The 25,254-nt window shown below is 41.7% G+C and carries 22 protein-coding genes; 12 read left to right on the forward strand and 10 right to left on the reverse strand.

Features of this window, described 5'->3' with window-relative positions; genetic code table 11:
- Positions 1-417, reverse strand: a complete 417-nt coding sequence (gene aroQ, locus AC1XUE_RS08615; RefSeq protein ID WP_483355529.1) for a type II 3-dehydroquinate dehydratase — start codon at positions 415-417, stop codon at positions 1-3.
- A 99-nt stretch (positions 418-516) separates the two neighbouring features.
- On the opposite strand from aroQ, the gene xerD reads away from it, so the two are divergent.
- Positions 517-1,413 (forward strand): site-specific tyrosine recombinase XerD, encoded by an 897-nt coding sequence (gene xerD, locus AC1XUE_RS08620; protein WP_483356008.1) that lies wholly within the window; start codon positions 517-519, stop codon positions 1,411-1,413.
- Positions 1,414-1,465: 52 nt separating this feature from the next.
- On the opposite strand, the gene AC1XUE_RS08625 is transcribed toward xerD, so the two are convergent.
- Positions 1,466-1,669, reverse strand: a complete 204-nt coding sequence (locus AC1XUE_RS08625) for a hypothetical protein (RefSeq protein WP_483355530.1) — start codon at positions 1,667-1,669, stop codon at positions 1,466-1,468.
- Positions 1,662-2,180 carry a SixA phosphatase family protein gene (locus AC1XUE_RS08630; RefSeq protein WP_483355531.1) on the reverse strand — a complete coding sequence of 173 codons (519 nt, stop codon included), beginning with the start codon at positions 2,178-2,180 and terminating at the stop codon, positions 1,662-1,664. Before AC1XUE_RS08630 ends, AC1XUE_RS08625 begins: the two co-directional genes overlap by 8 nt.
- A gap of 193 nt (positions 2,181-2,373) precedes the next feature.
- Here AC1XUE_RS08630 and sppA point away from each other — a divergent pair, with 193 nt between their 5' ends.
- Positions 2,374-4,140 (forward strand): signal peptide peptidase SppA, encoded by a 1,767-nt coding sequence (sppA, locus tag AC1XUE_RS08635; RefSeq protein WP_483355532.1) that lies wholly within the window; start codon positions 2,374-2,376, stop codon positions 4,138-4,140.
- Positions 4,141-4,295: 155 nt separating this feature from the next.
- On the opposite strand, the gene AC1XUE_RS08640 is transcribed toward sppA, so the two are convergent.
- The 4 genes from AC1XUE_RS08640 to metH all read right to left on the reverse strand — a co-directional run bounded on the left by AC1XUE_RS08640 (position 4,296) and on the right by metH (position 11,519).
- Positions 4,296-5,216: a YihY/virulence factor BrkB family protein gene (locus AC1XUE_RS08640; protein ID WP_483355533.1), complete on the reverse strand. Its 921-nt coding sequence runs from the start codon at positions 5,214-5,216 to the stop codon at positions 4,296-4,298.
- Between the two features lie 152 nt (positions 5,217-5,368).
- Positions 5,369-6,607, reverse strand: a complete 1,239-nt coding sequence (locus AC1XUE_RS08645; RefSeq protein ID WP_483355534.1) for a NupC/NupG family nucleoside CNT transporter — start codon at positions 6,605-6,607, stop codon at positions 5,369-5,371.
- Positions 6,608-6,857: 250 nt separating this feature from the next.
- On the reverse strand, positions 6,858-7,343 hold the full coding sequence (locus tag AC1XUE_RS08650) for a YybH family protein (RefSeq protein WP_483355535.1): 486 nt from the start codon (positions 7,341-7,343) through the stop codon (positions 6,858-6,860).
- Positions 7,344-7,700: 357 nt separating this feature from the next.
- Positions 7,701-11,519 (reverse strand): methionine synthase, encoded by a 3,819-nt coding sequence (gene metH, locus AC1XUE_RS08655; RefSeq protein ID WP_483355536.1) that lies wholly within the window; start codon positions 11,517-11,519, stop codon positions 7,701-7,703.
- A 200-nt stretch (positions 11,520-11,719) separates the two neighbouring features.
- Between metH and AC1XUE_RS08660 the strand changes: the two genes are divergently transcribed.
- The 4 genes from AC1XUE_RS08660 (at position 11,720) to AC1XUE_RS08675 (ending at position 15,489) form a co-directional block, all read left to right on the forward strand.
- Positions 11,720-12,196 carry an Lrp/AsnC family transcriptional regulator gene (locus AC1XUE_RS08660; RefSeq protein ID WP_483356009.1) on the forward strand — a complete coding sequence of 159 codons (477 nt, stop codon included), beginning with the start codon at positions 11,720-11,722 and terminating at the stop codon, positions 12,194-12,196.
- A 265-nt stretch (positions 12,197-12,461) separates the two neighbouring features.
- On the forward strand, positions 12,462-13,076 hold the full coding sequence (locus tag AC1XUE_RS08665; protein WP_483355537.1) for an RNA polymerase sigma factor: 615 nt from the start codon (positions 12,462-12,464) through the stop codon (positions 13,074-13,076).
- Positions 13,066-14,517, forward strand: coding sequence for a hypothetical protein (locus tag AC1XUE_RS08670; protein WP_483355538.1), 1,452 nt, complete (start codon positions 13,066-13,068; stop codon positions 14,515-14,517). The genes AC1XUE_RS08665 and AC1XUE_RS08670 overlap by 11 nt, the downstream gene beginning before the upstream one ends.
- Positions 14,518-14,604: 87 nt before the next feature.
- Positions 14,605-15,489, forward strand: coding sequence for a Ppx/GppA phosphatase family protein (locus tag AC1XUE_RS08675; protein WP_483355539.1), 885 nt, complete (start codon positions 14,605-14,607; stop codon positions 15,487-15,489).
- Positions 15,490-15,534: 45 nt separating this feature from the next.
- Here AC1XUE_RS08675 and AC1XUE_RS08680 read toward each other — a convergent pair whose 3' ends face one another.
- From AC1XUE_RS08680 to AC1XUE_RS08690, 3 genes are all read right to left on the reverse strand, one after another.
- Positions 15,535-16,641, reverse strand: a complete 1,107-nt coding sequence (locus tag AC1XUE_RS08680) for an acyltransferase family protein (protein WP_483355540.1) — start codon at positions 16,639-16,641, stop codon at positions 15,535-15,537.
- A 78-nt stretch (positions 16,642-16,719) separates the two neighbouring features.
- Positions 16,720-17,109: an acyl-CoA thioesterase gene (locus AC1XUE_RS08685; RefSeq protein WP_483355541.1), complete on the reverse strand. Its 390-nt coding sequence runs from the start codon at positions 17,107-17,109 to the stop codon at positions 16,720-16,722.
- Between the two features lie 253 nt (positions 17,110-17,362).
- Positions 17,363-18,217 (reverse strand): SDR family oxidoreductase, encoded by an 855-nt coding sequence (locus AC1XUE_RS08690; protein WP_483355542.1) that lies wholly within the window; start codon positions 18,215-18,217, stop codon positions 17,363-17,365.
- Positions 18,218-18,601: 384 nt separating this feature from the next.
- Between AC1XUE_RS08690 and fumC the strand changes: the two genes are divergently transcribed.
- The 6 genes from fumC (at position 18,602) to AC1XUE_RS08720 (ending at position 25,185) form a co-directional block, all read left to right on the forward strand.
- Positions 18,602-20,005, forward strand: a complete 1,404-nt coding sequence (gene fumC / locus AC1XUE_RS08695; protein WP_483355543.1) for a class II fumarate hydratase — start codon at positions 18,602-18,604, stop codon at positions 20,003-20,005.
- A gap of 152 nt (positions 20,006-20,157) precedes the next feature.
- Complete coding sequence (locus tag AC1XUE_RS08700) at positions 20,158-20,676, forward strand: hypothetical protein (RefSeq protein ID WP_483355544.1); 519 nt, start codon at positions 20,158-20,160, stop codon at positions 20,674-20,676.
- Positions 20,677-20,730: 54 nt separating this feature from the next.
- Positions 20,731-21,522, forward strand: coding sequence for an META domain-containing protein (locus tag AC1XUE_RS08705; protein WP_483355545.1), 792 nt, complete (start codon positions 20,731-20,733; stop codon positions 21,520-21,522).
- A gap of 81 nt (positions 21,523-21,603) precedes the next feature.
- The gene (locus tag AC1XUE_RS08710; RefSeq protein ID WP_483355546.1) at positions 21,604-22,968 is read left to right on the forward strand and encodes a sensor histidine kinase; all 1,365 of its coding nucleotides are present in this window, start codon (positions 21,604-21,606) and stop codon (positions 22,966-22,968) included.
- A 52-nt stretch (positions 22,969-23,020) separates the two neighbouring features.
- Positions 23,021-23,962: a D-2-hydroxyacid dehydrogenase gene (locus tag AC1XUE_RS08715; RefSeq protein ID WP_483355547.1), complete on the forward strand. Its 942-nt coding sequence runs from the start codon at positions 23,021-23,023 to the stop codon at positions 23,960-23,962.
- A gap of 35 nt (positions 23,963-23,997) precedes the next feature.
- Positions 23,998-25,185 (forward strand): galactokinase, encoded by a 1,188-nt coding sequence (locus AC1XUE_RS08720; RefSeq protein WP_483355548.1) that lies wholly within the window; start codon positions 23,998-24,000, stop codon positions 25,183-25,185.
- The last annotated feature ends 69 nt before the right edge of the window (positions 25,186-25,254 follow it).

Here is a 25,254-nt window from a genome sequence, read left to right on the forward strand (position 1 = left end):
TCAGATGAAATACCGGATTGCCATTTCATATCCTTTCAGACCTAATCCACAGATCATACCCTTGCAGCGGCTCGTCAGGTAACTGTGGTGACGGAAAGCTTCCCGCGCATGAATATTGGAGATATGCACTTCTACTGCGGGTGTATTGACTGCAGACAAAGCATCCGCTAAAGCTACCGAAGTGTGTGTATACCCACCAGCATTGATAATGATTCCATCAAAACTAAAACCAACCTCATGGATTTTGTCAATCAACGCACCCTCATGATTGGACTGAAAATAATGTAAATCTTGCTCAGGAAACAATACTTTCAGCTTTTCAAAATAATCTTCAAAAGACTCATTCCCGTATACACCCGGTTCTCTTTTGCCCAATAGATTCAAGTTGGGTCCATTCAGAATTAATATTTTTTTCATTTCAGCTACTTTTTATAAGCTACCCGATTTCAATAATGAAGCTCGATTGGTATTTACTGTATAATATTGCAGTTCTATCAACCGGCGACTCAATACATCATGTGGCAAAGCTACATCAAACATTTTAAAAACTATCTGCGGCTGGAAAGGTCATTTTCTGACAATTCCATTCAGGCATATATCCGCGATATGGAGAAACTTGTTGAGTACTTTGAGCTGAGCCAGACCAAAGTGACGCCTAAAGAAGTGAAGGAAGAGCATTTGTTAGTATTTCTGAAATACATAGCAGAACTGGGGCTTGCAGCACATACACAAGCCAGAATGCTGTCAGGAATCAAAGCATTTTATCGGTATATGCTACTGGAAAATGAAATTCAGGAAGATCCTACCGAACTGATTGATGCGCCACGATTACCCAGAAAACTTCCGGACGTGCTTTCTTATGAAGACATTGAACAGATCATCAGTGTGATTGACCACTCTACTCCCGAAGGAACCAGAAACAGGGCTATTATTGAGACATTATACAGTACCGGGGTACGTGTTTCCGAATTGGTTGATTTACAGCTCACCAATTGCCATTTTGATACAGGGTTTATACGGGTAATAGGAAAAGGAGACAAAATGAGGCTTGTTCCTATCGGTCAGGATGCTATTAAACATATCAACCTATACCTGGACCATGTAAGAAGGGATATGCCTGTTCAAAAAGGCAGCGAAGACATCGTTTTTCTGAATCGCAGAGGGAAACAACTTACGCGTGTGATGATTTTTCTGATCATCAAAGACGCGGCTGAAAAGGCAGGCGTCCATAAAAAAGTGAGCCCTCACACGTTCCGGCATTCGTTTGCGACGCATCTGGTAGAAGGCGGGGCGAGTCTGAGGGCGGTACAGGAAATGCTTGGCCATGAATCCATCACAACCACAGAAATATATACCCACCTCGACCGTGAGTATCTCCGTCAAATTATTACTGAGTTTCATCCCAGAGGATGACCGCACTTAACCTACGGGCCTTAAAGCACCATAGTCAATATTGATCACAAAATCAGTTTACCTCTTCAAGCAGAGAATCCAACTTCAGTGAATCAGAATCAGGCAACGCTCCCGGCATGGCGCGTTTGAGTTGCTTTGGCTTATTCCATGGCGCTGTGGTACGACTCGACATATCATAACTGATATACAGAAACATTGACACAAAAGCGATCAATACTACTATAAAAATCTTACGGTTTCGATTCTGTTTACTCATTCTCTCCTTGTTCTTTAATTACATCCTTTGGTGTCACATAAGACACAAAAACACCTGTTTTAGCAGAAATTTCTTCCCATTCGAGATCTTTGAAATTTAAAGTGACAGCGCTACCTTTTTTCATCGAACCCAGAACCTTGCCTGACAAATACTCTGCGAAATAGGTAATATCCGGATTATGACCAAACAGCATCACGACTGAAACATCTTTTGGCGTAGCATTTACAGCACCCAGATAAGCTTTCGGCCCTCCATTGTATAGAGTTCCTTCCTGCACGATTTCTGATATATCAACCTTTAACTGATTTGCAACAACTTCAGCCGTTTTGTAAGCACGCGCTGCATTGCTGGTAATAAAGCGATCAGGTTTTATATCATTTTGGTGAAACCATTTACCCATTATCACCGATTCGGACAACCCTTTGCTAACCAGCTGTCTGTCGAAATCCTTGATGCGAAAATTGTCCTCCTCTGCGGTAGCATGGCGAACCAAAATTAATGTCTTGCTCATAGAGATAACAGGAATAATGACAGTGAACAGGTTTAGTAATTTATACGGGTACAAATATACTTGAAAACATATTTGACCACTCAATACTCAGAAAATACCTTTTGACAATATTTGTGCATCTAACTGGTGCATTTAATGATTAATTTTGTTGGCAAGATATCACAGAACTATCAAAACAACGGATTACATCAGTATGTTACAATTCCTCAAATATGTGCTCGCTACGATAGTCGGGCTATTTCTTTTCTTTATCGTATCCATATTTGTGCTCGCAGGAGTTGGAGCCATGTTTTCTTCAGATGACAAAGTAGCTGTAGCAGAGAAATCAGTTCTCAAACTGGATCTGAATAAGCCTATTCAGGAGATTGGTGTGGAAAATCCGTTTGCTGGATTTGGCGGGCCATTTTCGGGTAGTGAAAACACAGTTGGTCTTAAAGACATTACTGATGCTCTGAAAAACGCGCAGAAAGATGATAAAATCAAGGGTATTTACCTGAAAGTGGAAAGTCCTCAGGCGGGATGGGCAACACTGGAAGAAATTCGCAATCAGCTTTTCGAATTCAAAAAATCCAAAAAATTTGTGGTGACCTATGGAGAAATGTTCTCTGAGAAAGGTTACTATATTGCCTCTGCTGCTGATAAAATTTACCTCAATCCGGCCGGGGGAATGGAATGGAATGGTTTGTCGGCTGAATACAGCTTCTTCAAGGGAACATTTGACAAATTGGGTGTAAAGCCGGAGATATTCCGTGTGGGAGAATTTAAGAGTGCAATTGAGATGTTTGCGCGTAAGGATATGAGTGAAGCCAGCAAAAAACAATCTCTGGAGCTTATTACGGCCATCAACGATCATTATTTGCAAAAGGTATCCACTTCACGTGGCATTCCGGTTGCGACACTAAAAGGCCTTGCTGATTCCCTGAAGGTAGAGAATCCTGAGTCTGCGCTTCAACACAAACTTGTAACAAATCTGGGTTACTGGGATGAATTTGAAAACTACATGAAGACTTCTCTGAAAGTTGAAGCAAAAAAAGACATTACCTATATTGGTGTTGACAAGTATCTGAAAAGTGGTGATTCATCAACCGATGGAGATTATAACAAACGCATAGCAGTATTGGTAGCAGAAGGTGAAATCGTAAGTGGTGATAATTCTGACGGTGGCATCGCTTCTGATAAGTTTGTGAAAGAATTAAAAAAACTACGCGACAACGACAAGATCAAAGCGATTGTCCTCAGAATTAACTCACCGGGTGGAAGTGCTTTGGCGTCCGATGTTATGTGGAGGGAGATTCAGCTAACATCGAAGACAAAACCAGTGATTGCATCTATGTCGGATGTGGCTGCGTCAGGAGGATATTACATGGCCATGGGCTGTAATAAAATTGTGGCTCAACCTAATACCATTACCGGTTCGATCGGAATATTTGGTCTGATATTCAATGTTACTGATTTCATGAATAATAAGCTAGGTGTGACCTTTGATGGTGTAGGTACAAATCCACATGCCGACTGGCCGACTGCAACCCGCGAAATGACTGATTTTGAAAAAGCAATGATTCAGAAAAGTGTAAATGAGGGCTACGAGAAATTTACTTCGAAAGCAGCAGCAGGTCGTAAAATGCCGATTGAAAAGTTGAAAACGTTGGCTGAGGGACGTGTTTGGTCGGGTGTTGAAGCAAAAGGCAATGGACTTGTAGATGAACTTGGAGGTATCAACGAAGCCATTAAACTGGCAGCTTCTTCTGCCAAATTGAAAGAAGGAGATTACCGTGTACGCTACTATCCTGAGAAGAAAAAGCCTCTGGAAGAATTCCTTACCAAAATGATGGGTGACGAGGAAGAAAAAGCTTTAAACAAAAACTTCGGTGAAATGGCTTCTTACGCAAAAATGTATAAAAAGCTTATGAATATGGGAGGTATGCAGGCGAGAATGCCGTTTGAGATGGTGATTAAATAGGTAGATAGAGAAGTTAAGGAGTTAAATAAGTTAGCTTTGTCGCTTGTCACACTGAGTGGAGTCGAAGTGCGAGCCGTAAAGAGTCCTTCTTCCCAATACAACAAAATCCCTCTTATGAAAATAAGGGGGATTTCGCTTTTGGAGTGTAACTTTAATTAAGAAACCTGTTGACCGGTTTCTTCGTCAATTTCTCTTCTCACAATTAATACAGCATGCTTATTAGGTGCGATGGCGACTCCATCCAGAGCGGCATACACCTTTGTAAATTCTGCTCCGAAATACAGAATAATCGAAGAGTAGTAAACCCAGGTGAGCAAAATCACAACAGATGCTGATGCTCCGTAGGTGGCACCGAGGTCTGACTGACCGATGTAAAAACTGATTAAAAACTTACCAATCAGGAACAAAACTGCAGTAAATGTGGCCCCGACAATACATTCTTTCCAACGAAGATGCCCGTCCGGTAATACTTTAAAAATGACTGTAAATAATGCTGTAATAATGGCCAGCAGAATCGCCATGTTTAATATGTAAAAAACTACAACAGAAGCCTCAGAAAACAGCTGCTCCAGCCTTGAACTCAGTAATTCCACCATTGCATTGATCCCCAGAGATACCATCAGCAAGAAGCCGAGCGTAAGAATAATAGAAAAAGAAAGCAATCTGTTTTTAAGGTATTGCAGCCACCCTTTCTTTGGTTTGGACTTGATAGACCAAATGAAATTGATAGAATCCTGGATTTCTGCAAATACCCCGGTTGCACCAATCAGCAAAGTACCAAAGCCGATCGCCGCAGCTACTCCCGATTTTTTTGACATCTCTGCATTTTCCAAAATCTCTTGTAATTGTTGTGCTGCATTTGCACCTACAAGTGTCGTGATCTGAGAAAAAAGTTCTCCCTGAATGTTCCCGTTAGCATAAAAGAAATTGAGTACTGATATGATCACCAGCAACATAGGAGCCAGCGAGAAAATCGTATAGTATGACAATGCGGCACTTAGTTTGAGACCCTTGTCTTCCATGAATGCGTCAAAACTTTCTGAAAGTAAAGAGAGGGAGAACTTTATAATTTTCATATTGAAGCGTGTATTTGATGACGTATAGTATTTGTCACAAATATAATCATGCCAAAAGGCAATCAAAAGGCCATACAATGAATGGTATGATCATACAAAAAAAGGAATGGATGTACTTCCATTCCTCTGCAGTATCTGAATCTTAATTGATGCTATAAAAGCAATCCTGCCAGCGTAGCCGACATATAAGACGCGAGTGTTCCGCAAATTAATGCCTTGAATCCTAACCGTGCAAGATCCGCCCGGCGGGAAGGAGCCAGTTCACCAATACCTCCCACCTGGATGGCGATGGAACTGAAGTTAGCAAAGCCACAAAGTGCAAAGCTTGTGATCACAATGGTTTTATGATCCAATGCTTCTTTCATTTTTACCATTTCAAGATAAGCCACAAATTCATTGATGACCATCTTGGTTCCCATCAGTGAGCCTGCTGCCTCTATATCTTTTCCAGGAACGCCCATTGCCCATGCAAAAACCGAGAACACTTTTCCTAATAGAAAGTTGAAGCTCAACTCAGGAAATAAAAAAACACCACCTATTAATCCAAGCAAATAATCCAATAAAGCTACCAGCGCTATAAATCCGATTAGCATTGCGATTACATTGAAACCTACCTTAAGCCCTTCACTTGCACCTGCTGCAATAGCATCGAGCAAATTGGCATGTGTTTTGGTTACCTCCAGTTTAACAGCACCTTTGGTATTGGACTGTTCCGTCTCAGGAAACACAATCTTGGAAATCACCAATGCTCCCGGAGCAGCCATCAGGCTTGCTGCAATCAGATATGGGGCTGGAACACCAAGCGATATATATACCGCCATGACACCACCCGCTATACATGCAAAACTCCCTGTCATTGAAGCCATTAACTCCGAATTAGTCATATTTTTCAAGTAAGGCTTGATCATAATTTGCGCCTCCACCTGCCCTACAAACGTACTGGCTACATTGGAAACGGCTTCTGCCCCACTCACGCCCATCAGCCAATATACACCACGGGCGATCACGGATACGATCCGCTGCATGATTCCCAGGTGATATAACATATTCACCAAAACAGCTACAAAGATGATAGTCGGAATTACTTTAAAGAAGAAGACAAAATCATTTCCCGGTCCAAATGCCCGTTGCATCAGTTCAGGACGAACTAATGTTCCGAAAACGAAATCGGCGCCTTTATCAGAAAATGCGAGTAGTTTCTGTACCTTTTCGCCCAGCCATTGGAATACGCTCTGCCCTATATCTGTCCGTAGAATAAAAACTGCTAAGCCAAACTGCAGCCCTAGCCCTACGCCAACGGTTCTATAATTAATGGCTTTACGATTGTTGGACATCGCATACGCAATTCCTAAAATGAGGGCAATACCAATCAGACCGGTAAATCTTTCCATGAATATAAGTTGATGCTATTTTTTAAGGCTGCAAAATAACAACAAATTAATGTTACATGCATCAACGATCAGAAGGAGTTGAAAATAAGCATCATTTACGGTTAATATTCGTACAGTGACAAACAAAAAAGGAATCCCAATGAAGGAATTCCCTGAATATTTTGCACTAAATAATTAGCTAAAACTTAAAGTGAATTTATCGACTGTGAATCTGAGCCCGGCGAAGATCATCATTTGAATAGATCTTATATCATTTTACCTTCATTTCATCGGCATGACGGTGAACAATCTTCCAACCGTCCTTCTCAAGTCTGCACAATAAAGTAACACGCAAGTCGATTGGTTTCTCTCCCTTCCTGCGATAATGTTCTGTTTGTAACAAATATGCAAGATCTGATCCTACTTGTGTCGTAATATTTTCGTAAGCATATTCATTTGCAGACTCAACCGCGCTTTGATGTGCATCCAACTTCACTTCTACTGCTTCCCATCCTTTCACACGTACCTCGCTACGTTTGCCAATAGCAGTAACATCGTGGTCCTTTGACCATAACGCCTTAAAAGCTTCTGAATTACCGTTCACCAGTTCCTGATTTGCCTTCTGCAGACTAACCATAAAATCATCAAAACTAACTTTAGGTGCCTTTGCTGAAGAGGTTGGCAATTTGGCAACCGCAGCATGTGCCGCAGATGTTGACTCCACTGTTTTGGCGCGATACTTAAAAGAAGACGCCATTAAGATCAACAAGATAAAAACAGATATTTTCCTATTCATGGCCTTGAGAATGACTAAGTATTTAGATTCACTGGTTTGGGTTACAAATATTCAACGTAAATACTTAACATTATAGCGTATAATTACCTGATTTTTAATGAAAGTATATTGCCCTCGCTAAATATTTACTTAAACGAGAAAGCGCAGAAATAGTCACAAAATAAATATGCCCGTATAGTGGCTAAAATCTAATACTTAGGTATAAACGTCTATTAATCAGCTATAAAAAAAATCACATTTTTTTACAACATTTGGTCAAAACGAAAAAGCGCCCTGAATCTCATCATTCAGGACGCTCTGCAAATTCGAAATTGATGACTAATATCCCAGAACCGGGGACAGCCATTTTTCAATTTCCTCTAGTGGCATATTCTTTCTCCTCGCGTAATCTTCCACCTGATCCTTATGGATTTTACCGACAGGGAAATAACGGCTATCCGGATGAGAAAAATACCAGCCACTCACACTGCTTGCAGGATACATTGCGAAACTTTCAGTCAACACAATTCCCAGCTTTTCAGCTTCCAGTATATCAAAAAGCATTCTTTTCTCTGTGTGGTCAGGGCAGGCCGGATAACCCGGCGCAGGACGAATACCTGTATACGCCTCTTTGATCAATTCCTCATTCGTAAATGACTCGGTTGTTGCGTAACCCCAGATTTCTTTACGTACTTTTTCATGCATAAGCTCAGTTAATGCTTCCACGAGGCGATCGGCCAGAGCTTTTACCATAATACTGTTGTAATCATCATGATCTCTGTCGTATTTATCCAGTAACGCCTCAATACCAATACCTGCCGTCACGGCAAAGCCACCGATATAATCAGTACGACCGGTCTCGAGAGGAGCCACAAAATCGGACAGACAATAATTGGGAAGATTAGATGCCTTCTGTGTTTGCTGACGCAAATGGTGTAACACAATGGATGTATCATTTACCAGTTCACCGGCGCTCAGGTTATCCAGTGCAGGCTGACTGATTTTATACTCCAGATGCTGGTGTGAACCATGTGATTCATTGGCGATGCCCGTTTCTTCAAAAGGATGAAGTACAATATCATCCTGAATCGAATTAGCCGGCCAGAAACCAATTACGGCTTTTGCTTTCAGACTTTTGTCTCTGATAATTTGGCCTAACAATACGGCAGCATCTTCAAACAAACGGGAAGCCTCTTCGCCCACCACTTTATCTTCAAATATTTTGGGGTATTTCCCATGCAACTGCCATGTCTGGAAGAACGGCGTCCAGTCGATGTATTCAGCAATTTCAGATAAGCTGTAATCGTCATAGACTCTTGTTCCCAAAAATTCAGGACGTTTTGCCGTGAAATTTGCCCAGTCAATCTTCACTTTATTACTACGCGCTTTATCTATAGCCAAATGTGCCTTTTCGCCGCCTCTCTTTGCATGATCCTCCCGGAGCTTGGCGTATTCGCTTTTAATATCGAGCAATACCTGCGCCTGGCTCGCGTCACTCTGAATCAGTTTTCCTGCAACAGGTACAGACCGTGAAGCATCCAGCACATGAATTACAGCTCCTGAATAATTTGGATCAATCTTCACCGCTGTATGTATACGTGAAGTTGTCGCACCACCGATCAGTAATGGCATTTTAAGATGTCGTCGCTCCATTTCTTTCGCAACACTTACCATTTCATCCAGCGAAGGCGTAATCAACCCCGATAATCCGATAATATCCACATTATGCTCTATCGCAGCTGCCAGAATTTTGTCCGTTGGCACCATCACGCCAAGGTCAATAATTTCATAGTTATTACAGCCCAGCACCACGCCTACAATATTTTTACCAATGTCGTGTACATCACCCTTTACAGTTGCCAGTAATATTTTACCGGCAGAGGATGATCCTTCCTGCTTTTCGGCTTCGATAAAAGGCTGAAGATATGCCACAGCTTTTTTCATGACCCTCGCAGATTTCACTACCTGGGGAAGAAACATTTTTCCAGCTCCGAACAAATCTCCTACTATACTCATTCCATCCATCAGCGGACCTTCGATCACTTCCAGCGGGCGCGTAAACATAGGCAGACATTCTGCTACATCTTCTTCTATATAGTCGGCATTGCCTTTCACCAGTGCGTGACTGATCCGCTCTGCAACAGGCAGCGTTCTCCACGTCAGATCCGGTCCGGTAGCTACCTTACCTTTATCCTTTATCGTCTCTGCAAATGTGATAAGTCTGTCCGTGGCATCTTCTCTCCGGTTAAGCAGTACGTCTTCAACCAGCTCCAAAGTGTCTTTTGGAATCTCATCATAGATACCCAGCTGACCGGCATTCACAATTCCCATATCCATTCCTGCCTTCACAGCATGGTAAAGGAAAGCCGTATGTATCGCCTCTCTGACAGGCTCGTTTCCTCTGAAACTGAAAGAAACGTTGGATACACCACCGGAAACTTTGGCGTGAGGTAGATTCGCTTTAATCCATCTGGTTGCATTAATAAAGTCAACAGCATAATTATTATGCTCCTCCATACCCGTTGCAACAGTAAGGATATTCGGGTCAAAAATGATATCCTGAGCCGGAAAACCTACTTCATCAACCAGAATCCGGTAAGCTCTTTCACATATCTCAATACGGCGTTCATAATTATCAGCTTGCCCGTTTTCATCGAACGCCATAATTACTGCAGCAGCTCCATATCGCAGTACATTTTGCGCAAGCTCCTTAAACTTTTCTTCTCCCTCTTTCAGCGAGATGGAGTTTACAATCGCCTTTCCCTGCACACATTTAAGACCAGCTTCGATCACCTCCCATTTAGAAGAATCGATCATCAAAGGGACACGTGAAATATCAGGTTCCGCTGCCATCAGGTTCAAAAATGTCTTCATCGCTTCCACACCGTCAATCATTCCTTCATCCACGTTGACGTCAATCACCTGCGCTCCGTTCTCAACCTGATCCCGCGCTACAGAAAGTGCCGCATCGTAATCACCGGTACGAATCAGACGTGCAAACATTTTCGAACCGGATACGTTACATCTTTCACCAATATTTACAAAATTGGCATCAGGTGTGATATTCATTGGCTCCAATCCAGACAACTTCAGGATCGGATCCGTCTTATCTATTGGTCTTGGTGTGTACTTCGCTGCCAGATCGGCAATAACACGAATATGCCCGGGTGTAGTACCACAACATCCGCCGATGATATTGACAAGGTTATCTTTCAGAAATCCTTCAACGACTTCGCCCATTTGCTCAGGCGATTCGTCATATTCTCCCATTTCATTAGGCAAACCTGCATTGGGGTGAGCGGATGTAAAAAATGGAGCGTGATCCGCCAGTATCTGCACGTAAGGACGCATCAAATCGGCACCCAAAGCACAGTTTAAACCTACTGAAAGCAATGGCAAATGAGAAATAGATGTCAGAAATGCTTCGGTAGTCTGTCCGGAAAGTGTTCTTCCTGAAGCATCTGTAATAGTACCTGACACCATGATCGGCAATGCGCCATCCTTTCCTACTCTCCAGGATGCCAGTTTCTCTACTTTACCAGCTCTGGCATCTGCGAAAAATTTGTCAATGGCAAAAAGCGCAGCCTTCGCATTCAGCGTATCAAATACGGTTTCTACTAAAAGGATATCACTACCTCCGTCTGTTAGTGCTTTTACCTGTTCATAGTAAGCCTCAACGAGCTGATCAAAACTGACGGCTCTGTAACCAGGATTATTCACATCTGGCGACAAAGATGCCGTACGGTTTGTCGGCCCTATTGAACCTGCTACAAAACGCGGTCTGTCTGGATTCTTTTCAGTAAACTCATCGGCGACTTCCCTTGCGAGACGGGCCGACTCATAGTTCAGCTCATATACCAGCTCTTCCATTCCATAATCAGCCATGGCAATGGTTGTACCTGAAAATGTATTGGTCTCAGCAATATCAGCCCCTGCTTCAAAGTAGGCAGCATGTATTTCCTTGATTACGTCGGGGCGGGTCAGAGAAAGTAAGTCATTATTCCCTTTAACGTCGTGCGCCCAGTTTTTAAACCGTTCTCCACTATAATCGTAATCCTCCAGTTTGTAGCGTTGTATCATCGTACCCATAGCACCATCCAGCACCAGAATACGACTTTTCAAAATTTCACGAATATCATTTTGCTTTGTAGCTACCATTATATCATTTTCCGTTAGTTCAATTGGCTCACATACGCTCGAAGGGCAGTACGCAATATTATCATGATACAAATTTACTGCAATAGATGTTTTATTCAATAAAATGAAAAAAAACAGATTATTAACCTAACAGAGGTCCGATTTTAGCATAACTTATCGCATCTTTGGATGAATTAAAATTGATTAAAGATATTCTATCTATGCATCATCTTGACGAAACAGACGCGCGAATACTCCAGTACCTTCAGCAGGATGCTACTTTAAAAACCCGCGAATTGGCAGAAAAGCTAAACCTCTCCTATACACCCGTTTACGAAAGAGTGAGAAGATTGGAAAAGGAAGGCGTAATCCGAAAATATGTTGCTCTGGTGGATCGCGAAAAAGTAGGTAAGAAACTGATGGCGTTCTGCAACATTGCTTTGAAAGAGCACTCCAAAGTGATGGGTGAAAAATTTGTAAAAGCTGTGGTTGCTATGCCGGAGGTAACGGAATGTTTCAATATATCCGGCGATTATGACTTTCTCCTCAAAATCATAGTTGAGGACATGTCTCAATATCAACAGTTTCTCATGCAAAAACTGGGTTCACTGGAAAATATTGGTAGTACACACAGTTTATTTGTGATGGGTGAGATTAAAAACTCATCGGAGCTGGAAATGCAGGTCCATAAAAAATAAATACGGTACCGAAAGTTTCAGCACCGTATTCCAACTCACCCCTAACAAAAATCTTTATATTTCTAAAGGTTCAAGCCTTGTTTTTATCATTCCAGTAAACGCCATTTTTGACGTTCATATAGCCTTTACGTTACCCGTGATGCATGTGTTGCAATCTCGTTTAAAAAAATTAAGAAAATATTTCTACCTCCTCTGCAACAGATAGGTTATGTGCTGCGTAACTTACTTTAATAAGCATTATCCCTGACAATTTGACGCCCTAACTTTGCTATTTGGAAGAAAAATATCTTTTGATGAGAACGACTTCAAGTCTGTCGTTTCTGCTTGTTCTGCTGGCAACAGTCAGGCACAACGTGCTTTATATAAACAGTTTTTTGGCTACGCTAAAAGTATTTGTCTGCGCTATACTTCCACAGCCGAAGAAGCGGAAGAGGTCCTGAACGAAGGTTTTCTGAAGGTATTTAACAATATAGACAGATATGACAGCAACCATCCCTTCAAAGCGTGGCTGCGCACAATTATGGTAAATACTGCCATCAGTTATTATCGTAAACACAAAAAATACAACGAAGATACCGTATCTCTGGAAGATGCGCCGTATCCGCGTTTTGATGAAGATGTTGTGAGCCAGATCACCGCAAATGAAATTCTGGAATTGATACAGGAGATCAAGCCAATTTACAAAAACGTGTTTCTACTCTATGTGGTTGACGGTTACAATCACAGGGAAATTGCGGAAATGCTGGAGATTAACGAAGCTACGGTCCGTTCGCATTATGTACGTGCAAGAGCTCGCTTGCAACATCTGATAAAAAAATATTACCCACATCTCTTCCCAAGTGATTGGGCTGTAAAGTCTTTTAAAGGAAATGAAAACTAATAAATTTGAAAATACTATACGCCAAAAATTAGAGAGTATTTCACCGGACTTTCATGAGGATAACTGGGCCCAGATGCAAAGCTATATGCAGGTTCATAATCCTCCTGGTTTTTGGCAACAATATGGTTCATGGCTTGGATATGCAGCAGCCGCATCGGTAACCACCGTGATGGCGTTCTTGTATATAAATCAGTTGTCTCAAACGAAAGAATTGAAACAGGATCTGGCTGAACTTAGGAATGAGATCAGAATGATCAGTTCAACTTCGATTGCTCCAAAGACGGATACTGTGTATATCGTACAGAAAGATATTATTCGTGAGCCCATTTTGAGTTATCCTAAGAAATACGCTTCAGAAAAACTGGCAGATATACCTCATCCTAATGAAGTGACTAATCGAGCCGTGTATGCTAATTCTGAAAATACCTCTTACAATAAGAAAACTGTATCTGTCTCAAATCAGGATGAACATAGCCTTGAAACTTATGCGAATCAAGTTCCAAAACAAAAAACTGAACTCGCACAAAATACAGAAACGTCAAGCCTTTCGGTAGCATCCGGAAACAGAATCATTAATTCCGGGAGTAATAGTAGAGAATCTTATTCTTCGAAGGCGTTGGACGAAAATTTCAGCCACATAACGGAATTAAGCCCTGTGACGCCAGAAAACGGGAGCTATCGCGCAATGAAGTATGCAATGGCTAACAGGATGTCTCCAAAACAAACACGGAAAGTATGGCTGGCGACTACCACCCCTGTTTCAAAAGTTGCTGCTCCGGATCATAAAAAGGTTGAGAAAACAGCAAAGGCGGATCATATTATCCCTCAGCTTAACATCAAAGCTCCTTACAGGTTCGGCGCAGGATTTCAGTTTGAAGGCAATAATCAGGTAAAAACAATAGTGGGCGAAGTTTTAGTAAGTAAAAAATTCTCTATAGCGACCGGTCTTAGTTGGCTGAAAATCAAACCAATGAATTTCAGATCGGAAAAAATATTCAAAGAAAAGAATAAAGGTGATTTCAAAGAAATGCATCCTGGAGAAGTGCCTATGGCCTTTCAGGTTAAAAATATCAGCGTAAATCCTACATTACTGCAAATACCTCTGACGCTGGCATACAGAAATGAGGTTGCTAAAGATTTCAGCTATTTCGTCGGTGCCGGAACAAATGTAACACTTAACGGAAAGGAGAAAATTACTTACGATTGCTGGCTTCCAATAACAGGAAAAGAGTTTAACAATCAATCTCTGGAGCGAAAAATGGATATCCCACTTTTCAATTCCATGAATGTTACAGCCGGAATTGAGAAGAGCTGGCACCCGATTGTCGTTCAGATAGAGGGCTATGTTTACAGCTATTTCAAGCCTCTCAATCCTACAACCCAACGAACGGGGCCGGGTGTCAAAATGAAATTATTGTATCAGATTGGAAAAAAAATGTAAACTCAAAGATCCTCCAGCCCGGGGATCTTTGAGTTTTTTGTTTGAAACAGCTATTTTTGGCTTTTTATTAATCCTTACAATAAGCATTTGAAATTCGCGGCCATAGATATAGGATCGAATGGGGCCCGTATGCAAATCTCCTCTGTATTGCAGGATGAAGGCATCTCCCGTTTAAAAAAAGTAGAATATGTCCGGTTTCCCCTTCGACTGGGACACGATGTATTCACACAAGGAAAGATCTCTGCTTTAAGTGAAGATCGCATGATGAAGCTCATGCTGGCTTATCAGCTATTGATGGAGCTTCACGAAGTAGAAGATTATATGGCTTGTTCCACATCAGCCATGCGTGAAGCTGAAAATGGACATGAAGTCCGTGAACATATAGAGCAACGCACCGGTATTCATATACAAATCATTGACGGACAGCGTGAGGCTGAGCTGGTAAACAATGTAGTAGTGAAGTCACTGGATGATGGACAATACCTGCACATTGATGTTGGCGGAGGCAGCACTGAGCTGAATCTGTACCAGGATAGAAAAAAAATCATCGCCAAATCGTTCAAACTCGGCTCTGTGCGACTTCTGGAAGGAAAAGAATCCAAAAATGTGTGGCCTAAGGTCCAGGAATGGATTACTGCACATGTAGATTTTTCAAAACCTATTCAAGCGGTAGGCACCGGTGGTAATATCAATAAACTGTTTGACCTGTCTTCTAAACTTAGCGACAAGTCTACCAGTCTGGCAGAAATAACCCGGATGAAGGACTACATTGCTCAGTTTTCTCTGGATGACCGGATCAATAAACTTCAGTTGAACCCTGACCGTGCCGATGTAATTGTTCCTGCCGGAGATATTTATACTTCAGCCATGAAATGGGCCGGTGCCGAAATTATTCACGTTCCTGATGTGGGTCTTAAGGACGGAATGCTTCAGTTACTTTATGAAAGATCTCTTCGGAAAAAGAAATTTTGATAACAATGACGAACAGCACTGACAAAATAGGTCAGTGCTGTTTTTTTATTTGCTTCTCTTTAGTTGAAAAAATCGTTTCAGATTGTTGAAAGGTGCTTCAAAACAGTACCAGGATAAGGAGGCTACAATCATCAAAACAATGAAGGCGAAAAAGACGCCGGTGAAGCCATCAACCGTGAATTCAACATGTAAAAATCTCCCGGCCAGCTTGACAATCAATGGAATGACCAAGGCGGGCACGAGCATATGATAAACATACAAGCCATAGCTCACCTTTCCGATATACTTCAACGGAGAGGCGTTCAGGATTGTACCAAAAACGGATTTAAAACCATTTCCATAACTGGCTGTAGCTACCAGATAAAGACAAAAAACGGACATCGATGTCCGGAACATAATTGTCTTCAGCACTACTCCACCATATCCAAAACAAATAATTACAAACAATAGCAGTGCCGGTGCTGCAACTATTTTTAGTAACCTCAGGAATTTTTCAGGTGCATCGTTGTAATACAATGTGTATGCCCATATCGCCCCCAATCCAAAAGCATCCAGACAGGTAGGCATCAATACTCCTTCATCCAGACTATATACCGAAAAAACAAGTCGGGATGCTACACCCAGCAATATAGTCAAGATAATCACCCTCTTCACATATAGAGAAGGCGTAATAAGCATAACAACCGGCCACAGAATATAAAACTGCTCCTCCACAGCCAGCGACCAGAATGGCGATAAAACATCCGACCAGTCGTGCAGTTTTTCTATCAGAAAGTTTGACAGATACAGGACATAATATAACGGATTGGAATAAAGCTGTGTAGATATCTTTGGAATAAAAGGAACGTACTGCACCAGCCAGACCAGCAGCAGTGTAAGATAATAGAGCGGAAAAATCCGTAACATCCGCCTGATCATGAAGTTCTTATAAACTCCTGCAAAGCCCTGTTCTCCGAGATAATTTCTGTTTGAAAGGAGTATTCTGGTTATGAGGAAACCACTTAAAACAAAAAAGAGCGTAACGCCTAAAGGACCGTTTGCTATTCTGTTGACACCTTCACCTTCAGGGAACCAATGAAATATAATAACAAGCACAATCGCGATTGCCCGAAGACCATCCAATTGAGAAATATAATCCGGCTGTTTGTGCATAAACAATTCTAATTCTCAACAAATAAAGCCATTTAATCTAAAAGTAGTATCTGTAGCATGATGAACCTGATTAGATCCTCAACCACGAAATATTTTTGTAGGCTTGTGACTTTCGTCCAGCGCCACAAAGGTGAAGATACCGGATACTGCTTTTTCACGTCCTTCATGGTACATATGTTCTACGAAAATATCTACACGCACTTTCATACTTGTATTACCTACATGCTCTACACGTCCGATAAGCTCAATGATCGTTCCGGCCGGAATAGGATGTGTAAAATCGATGCGATCAGAAGACACGGTAACACAACGCAGGCGGGAAAAACGGGTGGCGGTGATAAAAGCTATTTCGTCCATCATGGATAAGGCAGTTCCTCCGAAAAGCGTATCGTAATGGTTTGTGTTATTTGGAAAAACTGTTTTAAAAACGCTTGTTTCCGACTTGTTGATTCTTTCTTCTAAGGTCAAAACTTTAAATATTAAATGGTTATTCATCGGTAGGTTGTCAGGTATGGTCAATGACTAAACCTGACAACAAATGACAATCTATGGGTGTCCTATGCCAAATGAGGTGGCAAGTTAGTCGCATAAATCCTATTACCCAAAGCAGCCCTGGCTTCATTCCGGTTCCAGGTGCCTTTATCATTAGCCATAAAAATACAAAAAGAGCAGGTATATTCTGGTACCTGCTCTTTCCTTTTAATTACAATTTTCAGGTTAATCAGGAAGCGAAATCACGGATTAACACATCTTTGAGAGAGGAGGGCTTTTTGCCTGTTATTTGTTCTACAACATTATTAATGATGTCGGTGTTATTATTGGCCATCATGCCATATGCTCGCAACATATACTGAATCATGTCATCAGGTATTCCGGCGGCAGTTAATCCGGCTATAAATTGCTCGTCAGTAGGGTTTGGATAGAAAATCTGCATTCCAGTAATTTCCGTCAATATTTCAGCGGCATCATAAAAAGTGTAAGCCTCAGGACCTGTCAGCGGGTAGGTTTTCTTACTATGCCCGTCCTTTGTCAAAACGATGGAAGCCACCTCTGCAACATCATCGGCATCAATAAAGGCAACACGACCTTCTCCGGCAGTTACAAAAATGACATTGTCTTTCATGATCATATCACCTGCGTAATTTTTGAAATTTTGAGCAAAAACAGAAGGTTTAAGTACCGTGTAGTCAAAATCGTCATTGTGTAATTTTTCGGCTATGGCTATGTGCCAGGGCAGATTTTTCATAATTTCTTCACCCAGTGCAGATAGATATACCACCTTTTTTATTTTCTTCTCTTTTAAGAAATCAATGAACGGAAACAAAAGATCCACAATCTCCAAATTGAATGGTGGGCCAAGCAAGAAAACACTATCTACACCCTCTGTAGCTTTTTCAAAACTAGAGGGATCTTCAAAATCAAAATAAACGAGATGATCCGAGATTCCCAGCTGCACTTTTGCGCGTTCTACATCCCGCACCGCTGCGTCAAATGCCAAACCTTTTGATAACAGGCTTTGAACAAGGGCTCTGCCCATGGTTCCGGTTGCTCCGGTAACGAGGATTTTAGATGACATCGACTTATTAAGTTAAGAGTTTCGAATTAGAAAAAGCTCCTAAATGTATGAGTTAAGTCAACTGCTTATTTGAATAACTTATTGAATCGGCTAAAATCATACATAAAGCTGAAAATAAGCAGGATGGAATAGCAATCCTCTCCTTCAGTTCATGTTGGTGCAGTTGCAATATTTCCATTGCTGTCAATACAGCCTCACATCGGTATCAAGTGCTCCGTTCCGCTAGGCTCATTCTGACAACATTCTTGTGGGGCAGACTCACCAGCGGCATTTTTGCCTTTCAGAAGAAACATTTCTCCATAAAAAATACCAAAACTCCACTGTCAGTCCTAACTTTACCCACTTGTAAATTATACCTTTTACCTATTCATTTAAAATCATCAAATGGAATACCGTATAGAAAAAGATACCATGGGAGAAGTACAGGTTCCTGCCCATGTATACTGGGGTGCACAAACTCAGCGCTCAATTCAGAATTTCCCTATTGCACAGGATATCAACAAGATGCCGAAGGAAATCATTAAAGCCTTTGCATACCTCAAAAAAGCAGCTGCTATTACAAACTATGAGGCTGGTGTTTTGCCAAAAGAAAAAAGTGACCTGATCGGTGAAGTTTGTGATGAAATTCTGACTGACCAGCTTGACGATCAGTTTCCACTTGTAGTGTGGCAGACAGGATCAGGTACTCAGTCTAACATGAACTGCAATGAAGTAATTGCTTACCGGGGACATGTTTTACAGGGAGGTGAACTTGCTGATAAAACCAAAGTCCTTCACCCTAACGACGACGTTAATAAATCGCAATCTTCCAACGACACCTACCCTACTGCCATGCACATCGCTGCATATAAGATTCTGGTAGATGTTACAATTCCTGGTATCGTAAAATTGCGCGATACGCTGAAAGCAAAAGCTGAGTCATTCCGTAACGTGGTAAAAATCGGTCGCACGCACTTCATGGACGCGACTCCTTTAACATTGGGCCAGGAATTCTCTGGATATGCTTCTCAATTGGATCACGGTCTGCGTGCAGTCTATAACTCATTTGCGCATCTTTCTGAGCTTGCACTGGGTGGTACTGCAGTAGGAACCGGAATCAATACTCCTGCCGGTTATTCGGAAAATGTGGCAAAGCATATCGCTACTTTAACGGGACTGCCTTTCATTACAGCCGAAAACAAGTTTGAAGCACTGGCAGCGCATGATGCCATTGTAGAAGCTCACGGCGCATTGAAAACAGTTGCAGTGAGTCTGATGAAAATCGGTAATGATATTCGTATGTTGTCATCGGGACCACGCTCAGGAATTGGCGAGATTTATATTCCTGATAATGAACCAGGAAGCTCTATCATGCCTGGCAAAGTGAATCCTACGCAATGTGAAGCGATGACGATGGTGGCAGCTCAGGTAATGGGTAATGATGTTGCTATTGGTATCGGAGGTTCCAATGGTCATTTTGAACTGAATGTTTTTAAACCTTTGATGGCTTACAACTTTCTGCATTCAGCAAGACTCATCGGTGACGTTTGTGTTTCTTTCAATGATAATTGCGCGGTTGGTATCGAACCTTTGCATGAAAATATCAAAAAGCACGTGAACAATTCTCTGATGCTTGTAACGGCATTGAATACAAAAATCGGTTATTACAAAGCAGCTGAAATTGCGCAGACAGCTCATAAAAACGGATCTACATTAAAAGAGACTGCCGTGGCTTTGGGCTATGTTACTCCGGAAGAATTTGATGCATGGGTAAAGCCGGAAGACATGGTAGGTGACAACAATTTCTGATCCTGACACTGATCATCAAAAAGGTCTCATGCTCACTGCGTGAGACCTTTTCGTTTCAATGAGAAACCGGTTTTATACTTATAATTACCTCATTCTCTCAAAATGCATTATATTGGAGCAGCTATTACCAATCTGGACAGGATCTGATACAAATGAACATCCGGGAAGAGCTTCTTAAACATCAGGTTCAATCCAAAGCATTAGTGCTGCAGATAGCCACATATGCAGTTGACTCTGAGATATTATTGAGTGAATTGGTTGATTGTTACACCTCCGGCGATACACGTTTGGCACAAAGAGCAGCCTGGAGTTTAAGTTGGGTTGCACAGAAAAATCCGAAAGCGATACAACCTTATTTGAATATTATCGTTAGTCAGATATCCAAGCCTCACGCACACGATGCCGTCGTCCGTAACAGTCTCAGAATCTTAGAAGATACATATATTCCAGAGCCACTTCATGGCGAAGTTTTAAATGCATGCTTTGATTTTGTTCAGAAAAAACACACTGCAGTGGCTATAAAAGCCTTTTCGTTACACATAATTTTCAATCTTTCGAAATTGTACCCTGAAATCCGGAATGAGCTCAAACTCGTCATTCAGGAAAACATTGAATTTGAAACAGCGGCATTCCGATCAAGAGGTAAGAAACTTTTGGCAAAACTAAAGTAAGAACCAGCCCAGTAATCCTCAACATCGTTGGATATATCCGGAAAAGACATCCGTATGAAAAACATAGTAAATGCAGTTCTGGTAGTATTTCTGTTTACAGCATGCAGCCAACAGCAAAGAGTAAGTAATCATACTCCACCGCTGGATTATGGAGATAAAGGTCCGGCTAAATATACTGATCAGCTGATGAATAAGCTGGAAAGTGGAGTTGATTTCGTAGCCTCCGGCAACGAACCTTTCTGGTCACTTGAAATCAATTTCGATCAGAATATTACCTTCAAAGTACTCGAGGGGGACTCTGTATCTATAGCAACTCCTTATGGCACCAGACTCAAGGACGTAGCTGCCACAAGCTATCGTGTCCAAACAGTTCCTCAAACTATTGAAGTGATTATATTTGACAAACCTTGCGAAGATGGTATGTCAGGAAAAGAGTTTCCCAAAACCGTAGAGGTTAGCTACGGTCAGAAACGCTTTACTGGTTGCGGATCCTATTTGTCTGACTACCGCTTGAATGATGTATGGGTTCTGGAAAGTATTAATCAAGCACCACTTGATATCAACTCCTTCCCCAAAGGTCTCCCGCGTATGGAACTTAATCTTGCCCTGAATCAGGTTTTTGCGTTTGCAGGTTGCAATGAATTCAGCAGTTCGATGGAGGTACAGGGAAAGCGAATTCATTTCGGACGTTTTACGGGTACCCTGATGGCCTGCCCCAATATGAACTTCGAAAGTGATTATCTTAGCAAACTAGCCAATCGTACAGTGCCATTTATTGTAGAGCCAGGCAAACTGATTCTTCAGATTGCTCCTGATTATTCCTACCAATATAAGAAGTTGAATTGAAAGTATGTTTCTATAGAGCTTGCACTAAATCACAAGAATCCTTCGTACATTGTTGGTTGATATAACCCCCTAACCAACAGCATGTTTCCTGCCATACCTTATCCACAGCTGCGGTTGTTTTTTGATGGTATGTTATCAATGATGGCACTGTATGCGCTGTTTTCATACATCCAGCATCGCAAGCCTATTTACTGGCAATATGCTCTCTACATTCTTTGCATGATCGTCACTTTTTACTGGGATGATATCGATTATGGCAAAGCAAACTATTTACCGGGCACCAACTTCAAAGTGGCTGCAGTAGAATCCCTGGCTTTTCTTCTGTACATCAGGTTTGCCATTCTCCTGATCGATATTCCGCGGCTGGATCCTTTTAGTTACAGGATACTCAGAGCTATGAATATTATTCTTGCCATTGAAATTGCAGTTGACTTTGCTTTTTATCTTGGGGACTCTGCAAATGTGGTTAAGAGCAATACCTATATCTTTTTCCGTTGTCTGCTTGCCTTAGGTGCCCTCTTTGTGGTACCCCGCATTCTTAAGTTAAGAGAAGTAGCTGTAGGTTACTTTATAGCAGGCTCTTTTTTCTTTGTTTTGGGCTGCCTTTTTGCGCTCACCACTAATTTTTTGCCTCATATTTTTAACCGAAATCCAGATACAGCACTTTCGTTTCCGATAACCTATATGGAAATAGGTGTGATCATGGAAGTATTATGTTTTACGCTGGGTATGTCGGTGCAGAATAGAAAAAACGAACTGGACAAAATACAGGCACAAGAGCAGTTGATTGAACAACTTCTTGAGAATGACAGAAAACAATCCGCTTTGATACGTATCAGAGATGATATTTCGAGAGATTTACATGATGAATTGGGAGCCGATCTGAGTAGTATAAGCGTGATGAGTTATGTTGCAATTAAGCAGCTGAACGGCTCAGGGGCTGCCGCAGAGCCGACGATCAGTCGGATTGGAGAAACTTCCAGAAAAGTCATCACCCGTATGAGAGAAATCATTTGGAGCCTTCATTCGGTTCATAATTCAGTTGATAACTTCACTTTCCGGGCCAAAGAAACAGCCTATACTTTATTCGAACATCATCCCATTGCTTTACATTTCAATTTCCCTTCTCAGGAAATCAATCTACGCATACCAAATGAAAGTCGCAGGAATCTTTTTCTGGTCTACAAAGAAATTCTCCATAACATTGTAAGGCATTCTCAAGCGCAGAATGTATACATCAATATATTGGTAGAAGTTGAAAATCTTCTGCTTATCATACAGGATGATGGTATAGGTTTTGTATATGAAGAAAAGAATAACAATGGTAACGGACTCCTCAATCTCAAACAACGGACTGACTCATTTGGGGGTGAGTTCCTGATTTATAGTGAACCCGGGGCAGGTACAACTGTTACGATTGGTTGTCCTTTGGCGAGTCATACATAGGAAATATAAGTAGTGTACTCATGGGATTATGATTCCCGCAAACAGTAAAAAAATGATTATTTATTGCCATTCAACACTGACAGAATCTCTTCGCAGCAAACTGGTTGATGCTTTGTCACCCAAATATGAAATTGTGTTTCACTCACAATTGACATCCGATGATGAAGCAGAAAATACATTCAGGAAAGCTGATTTCATTCTTGGAAACCCACCCGTAAAATGGTTTGAAAATGTTTCTCCGAATCTGCAGTTCTGGCAACTTGATTCCGCTGGTTTTGATCAATATGCATCCATTTCCCTGCCTGAGCAGGTCAAAGTAGCAAACATGGGAAACTGGTTTGCACGCCCCTGCGCTGAAACGATTATCGGCGGGGTACTTGCTCTTTACAGGGGGCTACAGGACCTGATATTGCTACAACAAAAATCAGAATGGGTTGGCGCCAGACTACGGGCCAATCTCCGTATTTTACACGGCCAGAATGCCATTATTCTTGGAGCAGGAACCATAGGTCAGGCGATGAATGAGATTCTCAAAGGCTTTGGTACCTATACGCATCTGCACGCCCGAACATCACCGGATGCAACACTCAGAAGTCGTGAAGAACTTTTTAATGAATTGCCGCATGCTGATCTGGTGATAAACACTTTGCCGGGTACAGCCGTAAAATTTGCAGATGCTGATTTTTTCAAAACAATAAAAAAAGGTGCTGTGTATGCCAGCGTTGGTCGCGGCAGTACTACGGACGAACAAGCGCTGTTAGATGCAATTAACAATGGGCATCTGGATGGAGCCGTGCTCGACGTAACAGATATTGAACCTTTGCCTGCGGATAGTCCACTTTGGGAAATGAAAAATGTGATTCTCACACAGCATACAGGAGGTGGGCGCGCAGACGAACATTTGGGAAAAGTAGATTTATTCCTGAACAACATCTTTGCAATCGAAAATGGCAGTGATATATTTGACCAGATTAATCTGGCCAAAGGATATTAACCAGATATTACTATTTATGCCCAATAACTAACCGCATGTCTAATACATCAATAAGTGTAGCTGAACAAATCAGAGAAAAATATTATATCCATTTCGGAAATTCAGATCATTCACCGGCACCCCGCATTTTTCGTTCACCCGGAAGAATCAACCTGATCGGAGAGCATACCGACTACAACGATGGTTTTGTATTGCCCGCAAGTGTTGACAAAGCGGTTTATTTTGTGATTGCTCCGCGTAATGACAATCAGGTAATTCTTCACGCGGCGGACTTTAACGATACCTACAGTTTTACACTGGATGACCTGAGTAAACCTAAAAAGTCGTGGCCTCTGTACCAGCTGGGAGTAGTAGATCAGCTTCAGAAAATAGGTAAATCCATTGGTGGTTTCCAGGCCACATTCGGTGGAGATGTTCCGGCAGGTGCAGGCATGTCATCTTCAGCTGCATTGGAATGTTGCCTGTTTTTTGCATTAAATGAAATGTTCTCACTCGGCCTCACAAAATGGGATATTGTGAAAATGGGGCAAAAAGTGGAGAATGAGTTTATCGGCCTGCAAAGCGGTATCATGGATCAGTTTGCCTCCACATTTGGCAAAAAGGAATCTGTAATGAAAATGGACTGCCGTAGCCTTGATTTTGAATACTATCCATTCCCGATGGATGAATACCTGCTGGTGCTTTGTGACACGAGCGTCAAACATTCTCTGGCCAGTTCAGAATACAATACCAGGCGCCTGGAATGCGAAAAAGGGATCGCAATCCTCCGGAAATATGATGCGTCTATCCAGAGTCTGAGAGATGTTTCTCCCGAAACAGTTGAAGCACATCAGGATGAAATGGGTGATGTTGTATACCGCAGATGCAAATATGTAACCAGCGAAATTCAACGTGTAACGGATGCATGTAATATGCTGATTGCCGGCGATCTGGAAAGCTTCGGAAAAAAAATGTATGAAACACACCGTGGTCTTCAGCATGATTATGAAGTGAGTTGTCCCGAACTTGACTATCTGGTTGAGCAGACAATCGAAAATGATGATGTACTGGGAGCACGCATGATGGGAGGCGGATTTGGTGGCTGTACGATTAATCTGATTAAAAAAGACAGTGTTGATGCTTTTGAAGATAAAATGAAACAAGGCTATAAATCGAAGTTTGGTATAGACCTGCCATGCTATCGCGTGAAAATCACAGATGGTACGGAAGAACTTTACTTTTAAAATCTGAGGCTGTTTAGGAATAGCAGGCTCAATTCAACCTATTATCAATATTAAACCTAAATCCGCCGC

This window comes from Dyadobacter sp. HNCC25DJ187, assembly GCF_056895255.1.